This is a genomic window from Enterorhabdus sp. P55 (assembly GCF_009911695.1).
In the GTDB taxonomy this organism is placed as follows: domain Bacteria; phylum Actinomycetota; class Coriobacteriia; order Coriobacteriales; family Eggerthellaceae; genus Enterorhabdus.
The window spans coordinates 1-5,693 of the sequence record NZ_QWKK01000121.1 but is presented as its reverse complement, the minus strand read 5'-3'; the positions used below and the strand labels follow the sequence as shown (position 1 = coordinate 5,693).

Annotated in this window: 5 protein-coding genes; 2 read left to right on the top strand and 3 right to left on the bottom strand. The window is 71.5% G+C overall.

Features of this window, described 5'->3' with window-relative positions; translation table 11 throughout:
• Positions 1-709, bottom strand: a 709-nt coding sequence (locus tag D1643_RS09430; RefSeq protein ID WP_160710378.1) for a TatD family hydrolase, incomplete at its 3' end; no start/stop codon positions are given.
• A 278-nt stretch (positions 710-987) separates the two neighbouring features.
• Between D1643_RS09430 and D1643_RS09425 the strand changes: the two genes are divergently transcribed.
• The gene (locus D1643_RS09425) at positions 988-2,040 is read left to right on the top strand and encodes an undecaprenyl-diphosphate phosphatase (RefSeq protein WP_160710379.1); all 1,053 of its coding nucleotides are present in this window, start codon (positions 988-990) and stop codon (positions 2,038-2,040) included.
• 489 nt (positions 2,041-2,529) lie between these two features.
• On the opposite strand, the gene D1643_RS09420 is transcribed toward D1643_RS09425, so the two are convergent.
• Both D1643_RS09420 and D1643_RS09415 read right to left on the bottom strand, forming a co-directional pair.
• Complete coding sequence (locus D1643_RS09420) at positions 2,530-2,853, bottom strand: multidrug efflux SMR transporter (protein ID WP_160710377.1); 324 nt, start codon at positions 2,851-2,853, stop codon at positions 2,530-2,532.
• A 168-nt stretch (positions 2,854-3,021) separates the two neighbouring features.
• Positions 3,022-3,747, bottom strand: a complete 726-nt coding sequence (locus D1643_RS09415; protein ID WP_160710376.1) for a B3/4 domain-containing protein — start codon at positions 3,745-3,747, stop codon at positions 3,022-3,024.
• Between the two features lie 897 nt (positions 3,748-4,644).
• Between D1643_RS09415 and nrfD the strand changes: the two genes are divergently transcribed.
• A partial coding sequence (gene nrfD / locus D1643_RS09410) for an NrfD/PsrC family molybdoenzyme membrane anchor subunit (protein ID WP_160710375.1) occupies positions 4,645-5,693 on the top strand: 1,049 nt, incomplete at its 3' end.

The following is a 5,693-nucleotide window of genomic DNA, read 5'->3' as shown; positions in this document are numbered from 1 at the left end:
CGTCGCCACGGGCCGCCGCCAGCTGTGCCAGGGCGTCGTCGAGCCGTGCCTGCCAGGCGGCGGCCTCGAGCGCCTCGCCCGGGCGGGAGGGCGCGTCGGTCTCCAGCAGCAGGCGGTCGGCGGGCAGGTCGCGGGCGTAGGCGCGGCCGCGGCGGGTGGCGAGCATGCGCGGCCCCACTGAGAAGCAGCATCCCCGGGCCCGGGCGCGGGCGAGCTCGGCGGAGGTGCCGGAGAACCAGTGGAAGACCACATCGTTGCCGGCGTCAGGCGCGAAGGCGCCCGCCTCGTCCAGCAGGTCGAGCACCGCGTCGGCGGCGTGCACCGCGTGGACGGAGTAGAGCCGGCCCCCGCGCGGCGCGGTGGCGGCCAGCGCGCGCCGCAGGGCCTCCACCTGCGCCTCGCGCGCGCTTGCCCGCGCGCCGGCGAAGTCGAGGCCGATCTCGCCGATGAAGGGGGTCTGCTCCGCCAGCTCCTCGAAGCACGCCAGGTCAGGCGCGCCCACGCGGCCGTCCGCCACCCACCAGGGGTGGAGGCCCAAGGCGGCGTGGAGGTCGGGGTAGGGGGCCAGGAGCTCGCGGGTCGCCACGAAGTCGTCGGGCGTCACCGCGCACGACAGCGCGCGGACGCCCGCCGCCGCGCCCCCGCGGGCAAGCGCCGGCGCATCCGCCGCGAACCCCAGATGGCAGTGCATGTCGTAGACGTCGGCCACCGGGCCTCCCTTCGCTTCGTCCTCCCTGTCGGGCGTCGATCCTCCCGCGCGGCACGCGCAGCTCCCACCCGGTTCTTCGCCAGCGCCTGTCGCCCCGCGTGCGGGCCAGGCGGCGCTCTCGACGAAAGCCGCGTGTCTTCCCCCAAATGTGTTTCCTTTCCGGAAGTATACGCTCCCTCTGACGGCCCGTGATACCATGCACCGGATGTTGACGCGGCGTAAGGCCGCGTTTGCGTCTCCAGACCTGCTGCCGATCTGACGAGGACTTCGCCGTGGATATGATCATCGAGATACTGAAAGCGCTGCTCATCGGCGTGGTCGAGGGCATCACCGAGTGGCTGCCCATCTCCTCGACCGGTCACATGATCCTCGTCGACGAGTTCGTGAAGCTGGCCGTGAGCCCCGAGTTCCTCGAGCTGTTCCTCGTGGTCATCCAGATCGGCGCCATCTGCGCGGTGCTCGTGCTGTACTTCCACAAGCTCAACCCGTTCTCGCCGCGCAAGACCGCAGCCGAGAAGCGCGGCACCTGGCGGCTGTGGGGCATGGTGGTCATCGGGTGCATTCCGGCGGCGGCCATCGGTCTTACGCTGGACGACTTCTTCAGCGAGTACTTCTACAACGCGTGGACGGTGGCCGTCGCGCTCATCATCTACGGCATCGCGTTCATCGCGATCGAGCGCTATAACCGCAAGCGCGAGGCCGCCTACCTGGCCGCGCGCAGCCAGCGGCGCCCTGCGGCGGGAAGCCGCGCCGACCGCCAGCCGGTCTTCGAGCGCCCGCGCGGCCGGCATGCTCGCGTCCCGCAGGACTACTACGAGCGCCCCGTGGCCGCCGGCGCAGCGGACGGCCGCGTGATGGATGTCTGCGTGGGCCCAGGCGACGACGGCGACGACGCGGAGGCCGCCCTGTTCAAGGTGCGCACCGTGGACGAGATCGACTGGAAGACGGCCCTCAAGATCGGCTGCTTCCAGATGCTCGCCATCATTCCCGGCACGTCGCGGTCGGGCTCCACCATCATCGGCGGCATGCTGTGCGGCTGCTCGCGCACGGCGGCGGCCGAGTTCACGTTCTTCCTGGCCATCCCCGTGATGTTCGGCTGGGGCCTGCTCAAGGCGCTCAAGTTCGTCTTGGGCGGCCTCGCTATGACCGGCACGGAGATCGCCGTGCTGGCGGTTGGCATCGTGACGGCGTTCGTCGTGTCCATCCTGTCCATCAAGTTCCTGATGGGCTACATCAAGAAGAACGACTTCACCGCCTTCGGCGTGTACCGCATCGTCGTCGGCGTGGTGGTGCTGGGCTACTTCGGCCTGAAGACCGCCGGCATCCTGTAGGGTCGCGCGCCGGCAGTTGGCCGGGGCGCGTCGCGAGGGCGCCTGGGGCGTCGCTCACCGCGGCGCCCGCGGTTCTGTTCGCGCGCCGGGTGCCGGCCGCCCGCCCCGGCGGAGGAGCCGCCTTCTCGCCGGAGGCCCCCTTCCGGCTGGCCCTCTCGCAGGTTTCTGGCCATTTTCGCCACGTTTTACGCACCTCGGAGGGGGAGGCCCCGGCGTTTCCCCAGGTCGGGGAAATTCAGCGCGCGAATATCCGGCGAAATCAGCGTAAACCATGGCGAAAATGGCCAGAAACCTGCGGGTCCGGGCGCAATCGGCCGCGCTCGGCCCCGCAACTCCCGGCGCGACCCCTGTCGGCCCTCCGCGTTCGGGCGGGGCGAGCCGGGCCGGGCGTCCGGTCGTTCGGGCAGTGCCGGTTGCGCGCCTCGTGGGGGTCGTCGCAGACGCCGCAGCCGAACGGCGTGCATGACGGGGCGGCGCTCCCCGGGCGCGCTACCCCTCGCCCCCGACCAGCTTCAGGCCCACGACGCAGCCCACCAGGCCGACGATGAGCGCGATGCGCGCCAGGTTGGCCGGCTCGCTGCCGGTGACCATCCCGTAGACGACGGTGAGCGCCGCGCCGATGCCCACCCACACCGCATACGCCGTGCCCACCGGCAGCGTCTTGGTGGCGAAGGCGAGCCCCGCCATCGACAGCACGAGCGCGCCGACGAACACGACGGTGGGGCCCGGGTGCGCGAACCCGTCCGACTTGCCCAGCGCGATGGCCCACACCGACTCCATCATGCCGGACGCGATGAGCACTACCCAGTCCATGGCGCGCCTTCCACAGCTGAGCGGCGCGCGGCCCCCGCGGCGCGCGCTCGCGCCCCGCGCCGGCTTGAGCAGCCGAAAGCGCCGACGTGGGCGCCGGCCCCGGGCGCGATCTGCCCCGCAGCCGTGCCCGAGCTTGAGCCGACGCCCACGCCCGAGGCGAGCGCGGTCCTACTCATCGATGACCATGGTCGGGTTGTCGCGCGTGACGACCTCCTTCGCGAAGATAGTCGCCCCCAGGTGCTGCTCGACCAGCTCGGCCAGCTCGTCAATGGCGGCCTGCAGGTCGTCGGCGCGCGCCGGATCCACCGACTCGATGATGAGGAACGCCTTGGCCGACTCGTCCGTGAGCGCCGTGCGCACCCCGTCGCGCCAGTTCCAGCAGCGGCAGATGGCGCCTGCGTCGTCGCGGTAGCACAGCTCGCCGGCGAGCGTGGGGGCGTCCTCGTCCTCGCCGAGCGCGCGGAACGCGTCGCCGCCCTCAGTGATTCCCAAGCGGATGTCGCCGTCCATGGCGTCGATATCCTCGCCGCCCACCGGCAGGGCGTAGGCGAGCGACACGGCGTTGTACGCGTCCACCGACGGCGTGATGGGGCCCACGGGGTTGCCCTTCAGCACGCGCTTGAGCAGGTTCTCCACCGAGCAGCGGGCGCCCTTCTTCGTCTTGAACTTCTGGTACGCGTCGCGCCAGACGGCTACCACCTCGTTCTGCGAGATGGTGTTGGAATTGAGGTGCGCATCGGCTGCGCTGTTCGCCTCGGCTAGGCGACGGGCGATGGCGCGGGCGTCCTCCTCGGGCACCTCGGCGGTCGGGCGCATGCCGTGGGCCACCACCACGCCGATGCGGGCGTCGGGGAACAGCTCCCAGAACGAGTCCTCGGTGACGAACTGCTTCATGGCTTCCTCCTTCGGTCGGGCTGCGGCGTGCAGCTGCGCGCCGTGATCGCCGGCGGCCGGATAAACAAAAAGCACCCATCTGATGAGCATCTTCAAAGGCCTAACGATGCGCATCAAATGAGTGCTTGGGGCCTACCCGGCGGCAGGCGGTATGTCTACGGTCGCGCACTATAGCACGGCTGGCGGCTTCGCGCAACGCCCCGCGTACGCGAAGCTCGTCGGGAGCCTGCCGTGCCGCGCGATGGAGCGGGCTGGTCGGGCGAGGCGGCGCGCGGCGTGCCTCCCGATGACCGAAAGGACGTGCTGCCGCCACTTTCTTCGGCCAAACTGGCATTAATTCGCGATTTGGTACGGCTGTGAGATGACTTGGGCGATATTGAAGTTCGTCATGGCAAACTGCGACCTGGGAAAACGTCTCTGTTTTTGAGGCATGGCAGCGGGGGGAGGGCGTCTTTGGGACGGCTGCGACGGCTTGCAACCGTACCAAATCGCAAATTAGTGCCATCTGGGCGGCGAAAAGTGGCAGTGAGGGCTCGGCGCGCCTGGCGGCGGGGACATCGGCGTCGAGCAGCCCGTGCCGGGCGGGCGATTCCACGTCCGCAGGTTATAGCTACCGCTTCAGGCAAGATTGTCTTATGATAATCCGAACGACAAGGGCGGGCGTCGCGCGGTGCTCCCCGCCGGAAGCGCCGCGTGATGCGGCGCGTCGGTGGAACGCGTCGTGCCAGCAGGCGCGGACGCCACGTAATGCGCTCGAGCTGGGGGCGACGGGGGTCTCTCGTGTGCCGGCGGAGTCCGGGCGCGGACTGGGGGTTGCGTCGGCGGAGGCCGGGCGCAGTCGGGGACCCGCGACGCGACAGGCGGGCGCGCGGGCGCGTGGCGGAAAGGGGGAGGGGCGTGTTCGGCGACCTGGTGGTGGGTTACCTCTTCCTGGGCGGCACGGGCGCCGGCGGGTGTCTGGTGTGCGCCCTCATGGGCCTCTTGGCCGACACCTCCGTCCTCGCGCCCGCTCTGGCCGCTCGCCTCCGCACGGGCGAGGGCCGGCGTTGGTCGCGCCTGTTCGCGCCGGCGCTTACCGTGTCGGCGGCATGCCTCGCCGTGGGCATCGCATGCCTGGCGGCGGACCTGGGGCGTCCCGATCGCCTGCTTCTGCTGATGGTCTCGCCCACTCCCTCTTACATCTCCCTCGGCGCCTGGGCCCTTGTGGTCTGCCTCGGGCTGGCGGCGCTGTTGGCCGCCATCTGGCGCGGCGCCCTGGCCGTTCGGCCCGGCGCGCTGGCGACCTTAGAGGCGCTCACCGCTCTGGCGGCCCTGACCACGGCCGCCTACACGGGGCTGCTGCTGGCGTCGATGCCCGCGGTGCCGCTGTGGTGCACGCCCTGGCTGCCGGCGTTGTTCACGCTCTCGGCCGCCTCGTGCGGCATCGCGCTCGTGATGGCGACGGCGCACCTGACCGGCGCTTCGGCTGACTTCGGGGTCGTGCTCGCGCGCCTGGCTCTGGCTGACGGCGCCCTCATCGCACTGGAGGCCGTGGCGGTCGCAGCCGCCATCGTGGCGGTGTGGCTGGCGGCCGGGGGCTCTTTGCCCGACTTGGCGGCCGCCATCTCGGCGGGTGCCGCCGCGCTCGCTCCTGCCGTTGCGACGCCCGCGTCTGCGGCTGACCCGTCGAGTCTCGACGCCCTGGCTGCCGCCCCCGCCGCAGCCGCTACGCTCACCGATGCCGCAGCCCGCGCGTCGGTGGCCGCGCTCGTGGCCGGCCCGGGAGCCTGGCTCTTCTGGGGAGGCTTCGTGCTGGCGGGACTTGTCATCCCCCTCGGCCTCGATCTGGTGCTTTACGCCGACGCCGGGTCCCGCGCCCGCCGCGCCGCGCTCCATGCCCGCGACACCGGCCTTGACCCCGCCCTCGGCCTGCCCGCCATCCGCGGCCCCCGGCCCCCGCGCGCCGG